This window comes from Streptomyces sp. NPDC055254 (assembly GCF_053606025.1).
In genome coordinates this window covers 172,717-187,248 of the sequence record NZ_JBSGQV010000002.1, presented here as the reverse complement: position 1 = coordinate 187,248, position 14,532 = coordinate 172,717, and the positions used below count along the sequence as shown (strand labels likewise).

At 69.7% G+C, this 14,532-nt stretch carries 12 protein-coding genes; 10 read left to right on the top strand and 2 right to left on the bottom strand.

Translation table 11 applies throughout. From position 1 onward, the window contains the following. Entirely contained in the window at positions 1–2,133 is a 2,133-nt protein-coding gene (fusA, locus tag ACWFQ8_RS03090; protein ID WP_453784431.1) for an elongation factor G, read from the top strand. 148 nt (positions 2,134–2,281) lie between these two features. Beyond that, positions 2,282–3,475, top strand: coding sequence for an elongation factor Tu (gene tuf, locus ACWFQ8_RS03085; RefSeq protein ID WP_453784430.1), 1,194 nt, complete (start codon positions 2,282–2,284; stop codon positions 3,473–3,475). Between the two features lie 183 nt (positions 3,476–3,658). Here tuf and rfbC read toward each other — a convergent pair whose 3' ends face one another. Beyond that, on the bottom strand, positions 3,659–4,258 hold the full coding sequence (gene rfbC / locus ACWFQ8_RS03080) for a dTDP-4-dehydrorhamnose 3,5-epimerase (RefSeq protein WP_453784429.1): 600 nt from the start codon (positions 4,256–4,258) through the stop codon (positions 3,659–3,661). Further along, positions 4,255–5,130, bottom strand: a complete 876-nt coding sequence (gene rfbA / locus ACWFQ8_RS03075) for a glucose-1-phosphate thymidylyltransferase RfbA (protein ID WP_453784428.1) — start codon at positions 5,128–5,130, stop codon at positions 4,255–4,257. The genes rfbC and rfbA overlap by 4 nt, the downstream gene beginning before the upstream one ends. Before the next feature lie 82 nt (positions 5,131–5,212). Between rfbA and rfbB the strand changes: the two genes are divergently transcribed. The 8 genes from rfbB to ACWFQ8_RS03035 all read left to right on the top strand — a co-directional run. Further along, entirely contained in the window at positions 5,213–6,190 is a 978-nt protein-coding gene (rfbB, locus tag ACWFQ8_RS03070; RefSeq protein WP_453784427.1) for a dTDP-glucose 4,6-dehydratase, read from the top strand. After that, positions 6,187–7,107 carry a dTDP-4-dehydrorhamnose reductase gene (rfbD, locus tag ACWFQ8_RS03065; RefSeq protein WP_453784426.1) on the top strand — a complete coding sequence of 307 codons (921 nt, stop codon included), beginning with the start codon at positions 6,187–6,189 and terminating at the stop codon, positions 7,105–7,107. The genes rfbB and rfbD overlap by 4 nt, the downstream gene beginning before the upstream one ends. Next, a complete protein-coding gene (locus ACWFQ8_RS03060; RefSeq protein WP_453784425.1) occupies positions 7,104–8,435 on the top strand; it encodes a hypothetical protein in 1,332 nt (443 codons plus the stop codon). Before rfbD ends, ACWFQ8_RS03060 begins: the two co-directional genes overlap by 4 nt. A 68-nt stretch (positions 8,436–8,503) precedes the next feature. After that, a complete protein-coding gene (locus ACWFQ8_RS03055) occupies positions 8,504–9,193 on the top strand; it encodes a glycosyltransferase family 2 protein (protein WP_453784424.1) in 690 nt (229 codons plus the stop codon). Next, positions 9,190–9,651 carry a DUF2304 family protein gene (locus ACWFQ8_RS03050; protein WP_453784423.1) on the top strand — a complete coding sequence of 154 codons (462 nt, stop codon included), beginning with the start codon at positions 9,190–9,192 and terminating at the stop codon, positions 9,649–9,651. Before ACWFQ8_RS03055 ends, ACWFQ8_RS03050 begins: the two co-directional genes overlap by 4 nt. Positions 9,652–9,657: 6 nt before the next feature. Beyond that, complete coding sequence (locus ACWFQ8_RS03045; protein WP_453784422.1) at positions 9,658–10,557, top strand: glycosyltransferase family 2 protein; 900 nt, start codon at positions 9,658–9,660, stop codon at positions 10,555–10,557. Between the two features lie 30 nt (positions 10,558–10,587). After that, positions 10,588–12,393: a hypothetical protein gene (locus tag ACWFQ8_RS03040; RefSeq protein ID WP_453784421.1), complete on the top strand. Its 1,806-nt coding sequence runs from the start codon at positions 10,588–10,590 to the stop codon at positions 12,391–12,393. A 142-nt stretch (positions 12,394–12,535) separates the two neighbouring features. Further along, on the top strand, positions 12,536–14,532 hold a 1,997-nt coding region (locus ACWFQ8_RS03035), incomplete at its 3' end, for a peptidoglycan recognition protein family protein (RefSeq protein WP_453784420.1).

Below are 14,532 nucleotides of genomic sequence, written 5' to 3'. Positions count from 1 at the left end.
ATGGCTACCACTTCGCTTGACCTGGCCAAGGTGCGCAACATCGGCATCATGGCTCACATCGACGCGGGCAAGACGACCACCACCGAGCGCATCCTGTTCTACACCGGTGTGTCGTACAAGATCGGTGAAGTCCACGACGGCGCTGCCACGATGGACTGGATGGAGCAGGAGCAGGAGCGCGGCATCACGATCACGTCCGCCGCGACGACCTGCCACTGGCCGCTCGAGGACGTCGACCACACCATCAACATCATCGACACCCCCGGTCACGTGGACTTCACCGTCGAGGTGGAGCGTTCGCTCCGCGTCCTCGACGGTGCCGTCACCGTGTTCGACGGTGTCGCCGGTGTGGAGCCGCAGTCGGAGACGGTGTGGCGTCAGGCCGACCGTTACGGCGTCCCGCGCATCTGCTTCGTCAACAAGCTGGACCGCACCGGCGCCGAGTTCCACCGCTGCGTCGACATGATCAAGGACCGCCTCGGTGCGGTTCCGATCGTCATGCAGCTCCCCATCGGCGCCGAGATGGACTTCCAGGGCGTTGTCGACCTGGTCACCATGAAGGCGTTCGTCTGGTCCGCCGAGGCGACCAAGGGCGAGATGTACGACATCGTCGACATCCCGGCCACGCACACCGAGGCCGCTGAAGAGTGGCGCGCGAAGCTGGTCGAGACCGTCGCCGAGAACGACGACGAGATCATGGAGCTCTTCCTGAACGGCGACGAGCCGTCCGTGGAGCAGCTGCACGCCGCCGTCCGTCGGATCATCCTGAACTCCGGCAAGGGCAAGGGCGAGCCCACGATCACCGCGGTGTTCTGTGGCACGGCGTTCAAGAACAAGGGCGTTCAGCCCCTGCTCGACGCCGTCGTCCGCTACCTGCCGTCGCCGCTGGACATCGAGGCCATCGAAGGCCACGACGTCCGCGACGCCGAGCTCGTCGTGAAGCGCAAGCCTTCCGACGAGGAGCCGCTCGCGGCTCTGGCGTTCAAGATCATGAGCGACCCGCACCTCGGCAAGCTCACCTTCGTCCGGGTTTACTCGGGCCGCCTGGAGGCCGGCACTGCGGTGCTGAACTCCGTCAAGGGCAAGAAGGAGCGCATCGGCAAGATCTACCGCATGCACGCGAACAAGCGTGAGGAGATCGCGTCGGTGGGCGCCGGTGACATCGTCGCCGTCATGGGCCTGAAGCAGACCACCACCGGTGAGACGCTGTGCGACGACAAGCTGCCCGTGATCCTGGAGTCCATGGACTTCCCGGCTCCGGTCATCCAGGTCGCCATCGAGCCCAAGTCCAAGGGTGACCAGGAGAAGCTGGGTGTCGCCATCCAGCGTCTCGCGGAGGAGGACCCCTCCTTCCACGTTCACTCGGACGAGGAGACCGGCCAGACCATCCTCGGCGGTATGGGCGAGCTGCACCTCGAGGTGCTGGTCGACCGTATGAAGCGCGAGTTCAAGGTCGAGGCCAACGTCGGCAAGCCGCAGGTCGCGTACCGCGAGACGATCCGCAAGGCCGTCGAGCGTCACGACTACACCCACAAGAAGCAGACCGGTGGTACCGGTCAGTTCGCCAAGGTGCAGATCGCGATCGAGCCCATCACCGAGACCGACGGTCCGGCGTACGAGTTCGTGAACAAGGTCACCGGCGGCCGCGTCCCGAAGGAGTACATCCCTTCGGTCGACGCCGGTGCGCAGGAGGCCATGCAGTTCGGCATCCTGGCGGGCTACGAGATGACGGGCGTCCGCGTCACGCTTCTCGACGGTGGCTACCACGAGGTCGACTCCTCCGAGCTCGCGTTCAAGATCGCCGGCTCGCAGGCCTTCAAGGAGGCCGCGCGCAAGGCTTCTCCCGTGCTCCTTGAGCCGATGATGGCCGTAGAGGTCACCACGCCCGAGGACTACATGGGTGACGTCATCGGTGACATCAACTCCCGCCGTGGCCAGATCCAGGCCATGGAGGAGCGTCACGGTGCTCGCGTCGTGAAGGGCCTCGTGCCCCTTTCGGAGATGTTCGGCTACGTCGGAGACCTCCGCAGCAAGACCTCGGGTCGCGCCAGCTACTCGATGCAGTTCGACTCCTACGCCGAGGTTCCCCGGAACGTCGCTGAGGAGATCATCGCGAAGGCCAAGGGCGAGTAACTCTTCCGAGTACACGCTTTAGGCTTGTCACCGGAGCCTCTGGGGCAGCAGGAGCAACACTCTCGCTGCCCCGAGGAACCGGCTTTCCAGCAAAGATCACCTGGCGCCGATGAGTAAGGCGTACAGAACCACTCTCCAGGAGGACCCCGTGGCGAAGGCGAAGTTCGAGCGGACTAAGCCGCACGTCAACATCGGCACCATCGGTCACATTGACCACGGTAAGACGACCCTCACGGCCGCCATTACCAAGGTGCTGCACGACGCGTACCCGGACCTGAACGAGGCCTCGGCCTTCGACCAGATCGACAAGGCTCCCGAGGAGCGCCAGCGCGGTATCACCATCTCCATCGCGCACGTCGAGTACCAGACCGAGGCGCGTCACTACGCCCACGTCGACTGCCCGGGTCACGCCGACTACATCAAGAACATGATCACCGGTGCCGCGCAGATGGACGGCGCGATCCTCGTGGTCGCCGCCACCGACGGCCCGATGCCGCAGACCAAGGAGCACGTGCTCCTGGCCCGCCAGGTCGGCGTCCCCTACATCGTCGTCGCGCTGAACAAGGCCGACATGGTGGACGACGAGGAGATCCTGGAGCTCGTCGAGCTCGAGGTCCGCGAGCTGCTCTCCGAGTACGAGTTCCCGGGCGACGACCTGCCGGTCGTTCGCGTCTCCGCGCTGAAGGCGCTCGAAGGCGACAAGGAGTGGGGCGAGAAGCTTCTCGGCCTCATGGCTGCCGTCGACGAGGCCATCCCGACCCCGCCGCGTGACACCGACAAGCCGTTCCTCATGCCCGTCGAGGACGTCTTCACGATCACCGGTCGCGGTACGGTCGTCACCGGCCGTATCGAGCGTGGTGTCCTGAAGGTCAACGAGACCGTCGACATCATCGGTATCAAGGAAGAGAAGACCACCACCACGGTCACCGGTATCGAGATGTTCCGCAAGCTGCTCGACGAGGGCCAGGCGGGCGAGAACGTCGGTCTGCTCCTCCGTGGCATCAAGCGCGAGGACGTCGAGCGCGGCCAGGTCATCATCAAGCCCGGTTCGGTCACGCCGCACACCGAGTTCGAGGCCCAGGCCTACATCCTGTCGAAGGACGAGGGTGGCCGTCACACCCCGTTCTTCAACAACTACCGCCCGCAGTTCTACTTCCGTACCACGGACGTCACGGGTGTTGTCACCCTGCCGGCCGGCACGGAGATGGTCATGCCGGGCGACAACACCGAGATGTCGGTCGCGCTGATCCAGCCGATCGCCATGGAGGAGGGCCTGAAGTTCGCCATCCGTGAGGGTGGTCGTACCGTGGGCGCCGGCCAGGTCACCAAGATCACGAAGTAATTTCGTGCTCTGACCCGGTAGCTCGTTCGCGAGCACCCGTTCCACTGGAGGGCCCCGGTCCACCGCTTCGGCGGTGGGGCGGGGCCCTTCGGCGTCGCCCGGCGCCGCGCGTACGGGCCCGGGCACGGGAAGAGGGCCGCACCCCCGACGGGGTGCGGCCCTCTTCCGCGTGACGGCGGCGGGTCAGCGCACGCGCAGCGACTCGGTGAACTCGTTGCAGACGGCGTAGTCGGGCAGCAGGCCGGTCGCGATCGCGTCGGCCAGCGTCGGAGCCGCCTCGTCGCGGGCGGACAGCAGCGGGACGTCGGCCGGCCACTCGATGCCCAGGTCGGCGTCGAGCGGGTGGACCGAGTGCTCGCCGGTCGGGTTGTACGCCTCCGAGCAGAGGTACGAGAGCGTGGCGTCGTCGGACAGCGCGCAGAACCCGTGGCCGAGGCCCTCGGGGATGTAGACCGCGCGGCGGTCCACGTCGTCGAGGCGGACGCCCTCCCACCGGCCGAAGGTCGGGGAGCCGACCCGCAGGTCCACGATGACGTCGAGCACGGCGCCGCGCACGCAGGTCACGTACTTGGCCTGGCCGCGCGGTACGTCCGCGAAGTGGATGCCGCGGACCACGCCGCGCGAGGAGACCGAGAGGTTGGCCTGCGCCAGGTTCAGCGGGTGGCCGACGACCTCGGCCAGCCGGTCGAAGCGGTACCACTCGGTGAACAGGCCGCGCGGGTCGCCGTGCAGCTGCGGCGTGACCTCGAAGGCGCCGCCGATGGAGAGTTCGCGGAACTTCATCGGGAGCCCTCCTCGTCGAGCAGGGTCAGCAGGTAGTCGCCGTATCCGCTCTTGACGAGCGGTTCGGCCAGCTCGCGCAGTTGGGCCGAGTCGATCAGGCCGGCCCGCCAGACCGCTTCCTCGATGCAGCCGATCTTGAAGCCCTGGCGCTCCTCGATCACGCGGACGAACTCCGAGGCCTGCACCATCGAGACGAAGGTGCCGGTGTCGAGCCATGCGGTACCGCGGTCGAGGATGGTCACGTTCAGCTCGCCGGCCTGGAGGTAGGCGTCGTTGACGGCGGTGATCTCCAGCTCGCCGCGGGCGCTGGGCTTCAGCTCCCGGGCTATCTCCACGACGCGGTTGTCATAGAAGTACAGGCCCGGCACGGCGTAGCGCGACTTGGGCCGGACCGGCTTCTCCTCGATGGAGATGGCCTGGCCCTTCTCGTCGAACTCGACGACGCCGTACGCCGTCGGGTCGGCCACGGGGTACGCGAACACCCGGCCGCCCTTGGCGCCGGTGTGCTGGGCCAGGCGGGTGCCGAGGCCACTGCCGTGGAAGATGTTGTCGCCGAGGATCAGCGCGACGGACTCGTCGCCGATGAAGTCGGCGCCGAGGACGAAGGCCTGGGCGATGCCCTCCGGGCGCTCCTGGACGGCGTACTCCAGCCGCAGGCCGAACTGCGAACCGTCGCCGAGCAACCGCTCGAACTGGTCGCGGTCTTCCGGAGTGGTGATGATCAGGATCTCACTGATCCCCGCCATCACCAGGGTGGAGAGGGGGTAATAGATCATCGGCTTGTCGAAGACGGGCAGCAGCTGCTTCGAGACTGCCCGGGTCAGCGGCCAGAGTCGCGATCCGGTGCCACCGGCCAAGAGGATTCCACGCATGGGGAGAACCCTATGCGAGAGCCCGGGACCGAGCCGAGCTCAGGGCATGTGACGTTCGGCGGACCGCTAGACTCTTCGTATTATGCGCATCCTCGTGACCGGCGGCGCCGGCTTCATCGGTTCAGAATTCGTCCGCCAGCAGCTCGGCGCAGATGCCGCGGCGCAGATCACCGTCTTCGACAAGCTGACCTACTCCGGCGTCGAGGCCAATCTGGCTCCGGTCGCCGATCACCCCGGTTACCGCTTCGTCCAGGGCGACATCTGCGACGCCGAGGCCGTCGACCAGGTGATGCCCGGCCACGACGTCATCGTGCACTTCGCCGCCGAGTCCCACGTGGACCGCTCGATCGCCGGCGCCGGCCCGTTCGTCCTGACCAACGTCGTCGGTACCCAGGTCCTCCTGGACGCCGCCCGCAAGCACGGCGTCGGCCGCTTCGTGCACATCTCCACCGACGAGGTGTACGGCTCGATCAGCGAGGGCTCCTGGACCGAGGAGTGGCCGCTGGTGCCCAACTCCCCGTACTCCGCCTCGAAGGCGTCGTCCGACCTGCTGGCGCTGGCCTACCACCGCACCCACGGCATGGACGTGGTGGTCACGCGCTGCTCCAACAACTACGGGCACTACCAGTTCCCGGAGAAGGTCATCCCGCTGTTCGTCTCGAACCTGATGGACGGCAAGAAGGTCCCGCTGTACGGCGACGGCGGCAACGTCCGCGACTGGCTGCACGTCTCCGACCACTGCCGGGGCATCGACCTGGCCATGCGCAAGGGCCGGGCCGGCGAGGTCTACAACATCGGCGGCGGCACCGAGCTCACCAACAAGGAGCTCACCGGCGTCCTGCTGGAAGCGGCGGGCCTGGGCTGGGACATGGTCGAGAGGGTCCAGGACCGCAAGGGCCACGACCTGCGCTACTCCATCGACATCAGCAAGATCGGCGCGGAGCTCGGCTACGCCCCGCAGGTCACCTTCGAGGACGGCATCAAGGCCACCGTCGACTGGTACCGCGAGAACCGCGCCTGGTGGGAGCCGCTCAAGGCGAAGGCGGCGCTGCAGAAGTGACCGCCGACTCCGGGGCCACGCGCTGGCTCGTCACGGGCGCCGCGGGCATGCTCGGCCAGGACGTCCTGGCCGTGCTGGCCGACGCGGGCATCAAGGCCACCGGCCTGGGCCGCGCCGACCTCGACATCACTGACCCGGCCGCCGTCCGCGCCGCGGTCGGCGGCGTCGACGTGGTCGTCAACTGCGCCGCCTGGACCGACGTCGACGGGGCGGAGACGGCCGAGGACGCCGCCACCGCCGTCAACGGCGCCGGCGTACGGGTCCTCGCCGGGGCCTGCGCCGAGGCGGGGGCGCGCCTGCTGCACGTCTCCACCGACTACGTGCTGCCCGGAGACGCCACGCAGCCCTACGCCGAGGACGCCGCGACCAGCCCCGTCAACGCCTACGGCCGCAGCAAGCTGGTCGGCGAGCGGGCCGTGGCAGAACTGCTGCCCCGGGACGGGTACGTGGTCCGCACGGCCTGGCTCTACGGCGAGCACGGGCCGAACTTCGTCGCCACCATGCTGAAGCTCGCGGCCCAGCGGGACACCCTGGACGTCGTCGACGACCAGCACGGACAGCCCACCTGGTCGTACGCGCTGGCCCGCCGGCTCGTGGAGCTCGGCCTGGCCGCACTCGACGGCCGCGCCCCCGGCGGCGTCTACCACGGCACCGCGAGCGGCCGCACCACCTGGCTCGGACTGGCCCGCGAGAGCTACCGCCTCAGCGGTCTCGACCCGGAGCGCATCCGGCCCACCACCTCCGCCGCTTTCGTGCGTCCCGCCGTCCGCCCGTCGTTCAGCGTGCTCGCGCACGACCGCTGGGCCGCGGCGGGCCTCGCCCCGCTGCCCGACTGGCGGGACCAGCTGGCCGAGGCGCTCGCCACCCCCGGCTTCACCGCCCTGTCCCGTACGGCCCGGGACGGCCGAGCGGGATGAAAACCCTGCTGAACAAGCTGACCGCGGCGCTGCCGCCGGGCACCGTCGCGGTGGCCGGCGGCACCGTCGTGCTCGGCGCGGCCTCGTACGTCCACCTGGGCGTCGCCGGCCACAGCCTGTCCACGGAGGAGATGGCCAACGTCTCCGTGCTGTGGACGATCGTCATGTCCATCGGCATCGGCGTCTTCTTCCCCATCGAGCAGGAACTGACCCGGATCGTCTCCGCCCGCGCGGTGCTCGGCCACGGCGCGGCCCCCGTGCTGCGCCGGGCCACCCTGCTGACGGCCGCGGTGCTCGGCGCGACCCTGCTGGTGCTCGCCGTCGGCGCGGGCCCGATCGCCGACCTGCTGTTCCGCGGCGACCGCGGGCTGGTCGCGGCGCTCGGCGGCGCGTTCACGGGCATGGCCGTCTGCTACCTCACCCGCGGCGTCCTCGCCGGCCTCGGCCTCTTCGGGGCGTACGGCACCCAACTCGCCGTCGACGGGGGCCTGAGGATCGCGCTCGCCTTCGGCTGCGCGCTGGGCGGCCTGCGCTCGGCCCTCGCGTTCAGCCTGGTCCTGGCCGTCGCCCCGGTCATCGCGACCCTGGTCACCCTGCCCGCACTGCTGCGCGCGGTCGGGCCCGGCGAGCGGATCGCCTGGCGGGAGCTGTACGGCGGGCTCGGGCTGCTGATCTGCGCCACCCTGCTGTCCCAGGTCGTCGTCAACGCGGCCGTGATGAGCACCAAGCTGCTGGCCCCCACCGACAGCGTGCTGATCGCGGCGCTGCTGAACGCACTGGTCCTGGCGCGGGTTCCGCTCTTCGTCTTCGGCTCGCTGCAGGCGTCGCTGCTGAACGGTCTCAGCGCCGCGTTCACGGCCGGCGACCGCGTCGCGTTCTGGGCGATGCTGCGCCGGATCGGCGTGGTCGTCGGGCTGCTCGGCCTGCTCGGCGGCGTGCCCGCCACCGTGCTGGGGCCGTGGCTGATCGGAGTGCTCTTCGACGCCCAACCGGTCCTCGGCTGCTTCCACTTCTTCCTGTTGTCCGCCGGCACCGTTGCGTACATGTTCGCGATGGTGCTGGGACAGGCGCTCATGGTATTCAAACGGCACAACCTGCAGTTGCTCTGCTGGGCCGTCGGCACCGCCGTGCTCGTGGGCGTCACCCTCGTACCGGGTGATGTGGCCATGCGTGTGATCGTTGCCTACGCCCTCGGTTCGCTCGCCACCGTGCTCGCTATGCTGGCAGCCCTGAGGCTGAGCTTTGCCGGAGCGGCCGCGGCGGTCCCCGAAGGACCCGGGCAGATGGCCGACGCGGGCAGCCCGGGTGTCGGTGCGACCGGAAGATGAAGATGCCCGCCCCTGACGCCACACCGATCGCCGAGCACTCGTTCGTGCCACATTCCGCTGGAGCTACCGTGTCCCAATACGACGATGTCTGGCTGGTCATACCGGCCTATAACGAGGGCCAGGTGATCGCCGAGGTGGTCGAGGGGGCCCGCAAGACGTTCCCCAACATCGTCGTCGTCGACGACGGCAGCACCGACGACTCGGCCGAGCACATCGCCTCCACCGGCGCCCACCTGGTCCGGCACCCGGTCAACCTGGGCCAGGGCGCCGCCCTGCAGACGGGCCTGACGTACGCGCTCGCGCAGCCCGGTGCCCAGTACTTCGCGACCTTCGACGCGGACGGCCAGCACCAGACCAAGGACGTCGAGACCATGGTCGCCGTGTTGCGCGCCGGCGAGGCCGACGTCGTCCTCGGCTCCCGGTTCATCGAGCAGAACGGCCAGGTGCCGTGGATCAAGCAGGTCGTGCTGCGCACGGCCGCCGCCGTCAGCCCGACCGCGCGCAAGCTCAAGCTCACCGACGCGCACAACGGCCTGCGGGTCCTGGGCCGCGAAGCCGCCGAGCAGTTGAAGATCACCATGAACGGCATGGCCCACGCGTCCGAGCTCGTCGGCTTCCTGGCCGGCTCCGAGCTGCGCGTCACCGAGGTACCGGTGGACATCCTCTACACCGATTACTCACGCGCCAAGGGTCAGTCCCTGATCAACGGCGTCAACATCCTTTTTGACATTTCGCTGCGGGAGCGTGGGCGTCGATGAAGTACTTCTGGATCCAGCTGCTGCTGATCCTCGGTTCCGTGTCCATGGCACTGATGTTCATACGGACCTGGGGCCAGGCGAAGAACCGCGCCTGGAAGCGGATCGCGTTCTCGGTGTTCGTCGTCGTCAACGTGTACGCCGTGCTCCGCCCGACCGACGTCACCTGGCTCGCCCAGCAGCTGGGCGTCGGCCGCGGCACCGACCTGGTGCTCTACGTGATGGTGCTCGCGATGGGCTTCCTCACCCTGAACACCTTCCTGCGCTTCCGCTCCCTGGAGAAGAAGATCACCGACCTGGCCCGGACGGTCGCGATCAACGAGGGCATGCGGCACAACGACGAGCGCCTGGCCCAGGACGCGGCCGCCCCCGTGCTGCCCGCGCCCTCGGCCACCGCGCCCACTCCGGAGCCGGTGCCCGCCCCGGAGCCCGCGCCCGCCAGTGACTCCGTGAAGGCCTGACGCCCCATGGTGACCTTCGACTTCATGCTCCCCTACTACGGGGACGTGCGGCTGATGCAGGACGCCGTGCGCAGCGTCCTCGCGCAGAGCGACCCGGACTTCCGGCTCGTCGTCATCGACGACGGCAAGGAGGCGGAGGTACCGGGCTGGTTCGAGCAGCTCGGCGACAAGCGGGTGCACTACAGCCGCAACGAGCAGAACCTCGGCATCACCAAGAACTTCCAGAAGTGCGTCCGGCTCTCCGAGGCCGACTACGTGGTCATCATGGGCTGCGACGACCTGCTGCACCCGCACTACCTGGAGACGGTCCGCGCCCTCGTCGAGGACCACCCCGGCATCGGCATGGTCCAGCCCGGCGTCGACGTCATCGACGGCGAGGGCCGGGTGACCCAGGGCCTCGCGGACAACACCAAGAAGCGGCTGTACGCACCCCAGGTCAAGGGCCGCAGGGTGATGGGCGGCGAGGAACTGGCCGCCAGCGTGCTGCGCGGGAACTGGCTGTACTTCCCGTCCATCGCCTGGCGCGGCGAGGCCCTGCGCGAGGTGAACTTCCGGGACGACTACTCGGTCATCCAGGACCTCGCGCTCGTCGTCGACCTGCTCGAAGGCGGTGAGCAGATGGTGATCGACCACTCCACCACCGTGTTCCAGTACCGTCGGCACGCCGTCAGCGAGTCCTCGGTGCAGGCCTTCTCCGGCACCCGGTTCACCGAGGCCGAGCGCTACTTCGCCGCCGTGGCCGCGCGCATGGACGCCCGTGGCTGGCCCAAGGCGGCCCGCGCGGCGCGCTTCCACAGCGCCTCGCGGCTGCACGCGCTCACCATGCTTCCGGGCGCACTGCGCCGCGGGCACCGCGACGGCGCCCGCACCCTGGCGAAGCACGCCTTCACCTCCGGGCAGAACTGAGCGATCCCGCACACCACGAAACGGACTGAGATGACACATCTGGCCCCCGAGGAAGTCGGCGAGGGCGGCCCGGCGCACGTCCCCGCCGAGACGGCGGAGGACAAGAGCTCCTCGTCCGTCTCGCGGATGCGTACGCGGCTGTCCCGGCGCCGGGTCCTCGCGTTGGCCGAGGTCGTGGTCTCCGTCGTGGCGGCCCTCGGGTACACGCTGCTGAGCAGGCACATCGGCGTCAACCCGATGAACCGCATCGGCCAGGTCAGCGGTCTCGCCAAGCTGCAGCTGTACGCGGCCGTGCTCGGTCTGCCGCTGCTCGGGCTGCTGCTCTGGACCGCCTACCGGGGTTCGGCCCGGCGCCACCAGCTCGTCAAGCGCCTGGTCTGCGCCGCCCTGGCCGGGCTGGCCACCGGCGTGGTGGCGGGCGGTGTGGTCGTCGCGCTGCGCGGGACGCCCCATCCGCTCGGCGGCCAGGAGGGCGACCCGAGCGTCCTGGTGGAGATGGCCAACTCGTTCCTCTCCGGCGAGGGCATGTCCGGCATCTACCCGCCGGCGTTCCCGGCGCTGATGGCACTGTGGGCCAAGGTCCACTACGGCGGCCTCGGCGGGGCGGGCTTCGCCCTGCACGACCTCCAGATCATCTGCAGCGCCCTGGTCGGTCCGATGGCGTACCTGTCCTGGCGCCTGCTGCTCCGCCCGTTCTGGGCCCTGCTGATCGCCGTCCCGGCCGCCGTGCTCTTCCTCGACCCGGTCCGCCCGTACAGCCACGTCGTGATGATCGTGCTGCTGCCGCTCCTCGGGTTCTGCTTCCGCGAGCTGCGCCGTGCGGGCGGCCGTACCCCGAAGTCCCTGGTACTGCGCGGGGCGGGCCTCGGCCTGATTTTCGGCGTGCTCTTCCTCTGGTACTCCGGCTGGTTCGTCTGGGCCGCCCCCGGGGCCGCCGTCCTCTTCCTCTTCCTCTTCCCGTGGCGGGCCGGCGCCCCCGCGGTCAAGCGGGCGGCCCTGTTCGTCGGGTCCGTCCTGGGCGCTGCCGGGATCATCGGCGCCCCGCTGCTCTACCAGATGGCGCGGCTCGGCTCGCAGACCCCGGACCGCTACGGCTACCTCGGGGTGTACGTCGACCCGGCGTACGTCCTGGGCTGGATCTCCGACCGGACCGGGTACATCAAGTACCACCAGTGGCCGGTCGCCGGTGAGATGGCGGGCCAGAGCGGCTTCGCGCTGCTGCTCCTGCTCGGCGTGGGCCTCGGCGTGGGCCTGGGCATGCGGAACATCATGGTCCGCACCGCCGCCGCCGTCCTCGCGGGCGCCTGGCTGGCCCGCTTCTGGTTCGCCTCGCACATGGCGCACGACAAGGCGGTCCAGCTCTTCCCGCGGACCACCTGGATCATCATGTACGCGCTGATGATCCTGGCCGTCCTCGGCGTGATGGTCGCGGTCCAGCGGGGCTCGGGCTGGACCGAGCGGACCCTGCGGCCGTCCGCCGCCGACCCGTCGGTGCGGGTCGTCCCGCGCCGGGTGGTCCGCCAGCTCTCGGCCGGCATGGTGTGCGCGGTCGCGCTGTTCGCCACGATGGGGGCGTCCTGGTCGGCGAACCGCTACATGCCGACGCACGAGGACACCAACCTCATGGGTCTCGACGCCTGGCGCGCGCACGACATCAAGCTGCCCGACGGCACGTGCCCGCGCTTCGCGCCGAACAAGGACTGTGAGGACCTCCAGATCAAGCGCTGGAAGCAGTTCGCGGACGACGGCAAGATCTGGTGCGCCAACATCGTGGCCGCGGACTGGCCCGCGATCTGCGGCCGTCGGGCGCCGTTCAAGGACAAGTCGGTGGAATAGCACCCACGTACGACTCCCGTCACCCCTGAGTCACCCGCCCCACTCGGATCGCCGTCACTACGAGCCAGTAGGATCCCGGCGATCAGTGCTGCTACCCGGTGGGTAAGTCATAGGGGTTGGGGACAACTTGAGAATAGGTCGTGTGCGCGGCACGGCGATGGCCGCCGCGCTCGCCGCCGTGGCGGTCCTGGGCATCCAGGGCGTCGCCAACGGCACGGGGGTGTTCAGCGGCGAGGACGAGGTGTCGCCGTACAGCGCGCCCGCCCGTGAGAAGGGCCCGGTCGAGGGGGAGGTGCACAAGCTCGCCCTCCAGGCCAAGGGGAGCGACGAGGCCGTCCTCTCCCAGCGGGACACGGAACCCTTCGGGCTCCTCGGAGTGTCCTGGACGGACCCCGAGGCCGAGGTCAAGGGGGCCATCGAGGCCCGGACCCGGGACGCCGATTCCGGCAAGTGGTCGAAGTGGGTCACCCTGGAGCAGGCCGAGTCCGGTCTCGACGGCAAGCGTCCGGGCCTGCGCGGCGCCACCGAGCCCGTCTGGGTCGGCCCGTCGGACGGCGCCGAGGTACGGGTGACCGGCCAGGGCGCCGCTCTGCCCGCCGGCATGGAGCTGACCCTGGTGGACCCGGGCGCCGGGGCCTCCGCCAAGAAGAAGGGCGACCTGAGCCTCGGGCCGGCCGCCTTCGCCGCGGACCCGGTCCCGCCGGCCCCCGCCGCTCCTCCCACCACTCCGGGACCCGAGTCGACGGCGCCGCGGCCGGACGTCGTCTCGCGCGTGCAGTGGGGCGCCGACGAGTCCCTGAACAACGAGGGCCCGATCTACCTGCCCGGCGCCAAGGTCAAGGCGGTCTTCGTCCACCACACCGCGGCCGCCGCGCCGTACGAGTGCTCCGAGTCCGCGGCCATCGTGCGGAGCATCCACGTCTACCACGTGAACACCAACAAGTGGCGCGACGTCGGCTACAACTTCCTCGTCGACAAGTGCGGCACGATCTTCGAGGGCCGTCAGGGCGGTGTGGACCAGCCCGTCCTGGGCGCCCACACCTACGGCTGGAACTCCGAGTCGACGAGCGTCTCCGTACTCGGCGACTACACGAACGCGGGTGCCTCCGCCGCCGCCCTGGAGTCCATATCCAAGGTCGCGGCCTACAAGCTCGGCCAGTACGACGGCGACATGAACGGCACCACGACGCTCACCGCCGGCGCCACCCAGGCCAACCACCACCACCAGAACTTCACCGCCGGGCAGACGTACACGTTCAAGACGGTCTCGGGTCACCGGGACGGCTTCAACACCGAGTGCCCCGGCAACTCGCTCTACCCGCAGCTGGATTCGATCCGCACGTCGGGCCCCGCGGCCCAACTGAAGATCGCCTCGGTGAACGGCAAGGCGGCCCAGCCGGGCGCCACGCTCCCGTCCGGCGCGGCCCTGACGGTCGACTGGACCACCAGCACGATCAGCGGCCGGCTGAACCGGTTCGAGCTCCTGGTGGACGGCCGGCAGGCCGCCGTCACCGGCGCGGGCGACCGCCGGGCGACCGCCATCGTGTCCCAGGGCAGCCACCAGGTCCAGGTCCGGGCCACCGCCGCCAACGGCAAGGTCTCCACGAGCCTCGCCGTCACCGTCCAGGCGGACGTCGAGGACGCCGGCTTCGTGCCCCTCGCCCCGAAGCGCCTGATGGACACCCGCTCGGGTCTGGGCGTGCGCCAGGGCCCGGTCGGCGGCCAAGGCGTCGTCACCCTGCCGGTGGCCGCCGCCACCGGAGCGGCGCCGGGCACGGTCACCGCCGTCGTCCTCAACGTCACCGCGACGAACCCGACCGAGTCGAGCTTCGTGTCGGTCTACCCCAGCGGTACGACCCGCTCCAGCGCCTCGAACCTGAACTTCACCCCCGGCCGCACGATCCCGAACCTGGTGGTCGTGCCCGTCGTGGACGGGAAGGTCAGCTTCTTCAACAACTCCGGCAGCGTCGACCTGATCGCGGACATCACCGGCTACTTCACGTCCGCGAGCGGCGGGGCGAAGCAGGCGAACTTCGGCCCCAAGCGCCTGATGGACACCCGTTCGGGTCTGGGCGTGCGCCAGGGCCCGGTCGGCGGCCAGGACGTGGTGACCCTGCCGGTGGCGGGCGTCGAGGGCGT

Coding starts and splice junctions, on each gene's coding strand:
- fusA (WP_453784431.1), top strand. CDS start 1: ATGGCTACCACTTCGCTTGACCTGGCCAAGGTGCGCAACATCGGCATC.
- rfbC (WP_453784429.1), bottom strand. CDS start 4,258: ATGAAGTTCCGCGAACTCTCCATCGGCGGCGCCTTCGAGGTCACGCCG.
- rfbA (WP_453784428.1), bottom strand. CDS start 5,130: ATGCGTGGAATCCTCTTGGCCGGTGGCACCGGATCGCGACTCTGGCCG.
- rfbB (WP_453784427.1), top strand. CDS start 5,213: ATGCGCATCCTCGTGACCGGCGGCGCCGGCTTCATCGGTTCAGAATTC.
- ACWFQ8_RS03060 (WP_453784425.1), top strand. CDS start 7,104: ATGAAAACCCTGCTGAACAAGCTGACCGCGGCGCTGCCGCCGGGCACC.
- ACWFQ8_RS03050 (WP_453784423.1), top strand. CDS start 9,190: ATGAAGTACTTCTGGATCCAGCTGCTGCTGATCCTCGGTTCCGTGTCC.
- ACWFQ8_RS03045 (WP_453784422.1), top strand. CDS start 9,658: ATGGTGACCTTCGACTTCATGCTCCCCTACTACGGGGACGTGCGGCTG.
- ACWFQ8_RS03040 (WP_453784421.1), top strand. CDS start 10,588: ATGACACATCTGGCCCCCGAGGAAGTCGGCGAGGGCGGCCCGGCGCAC.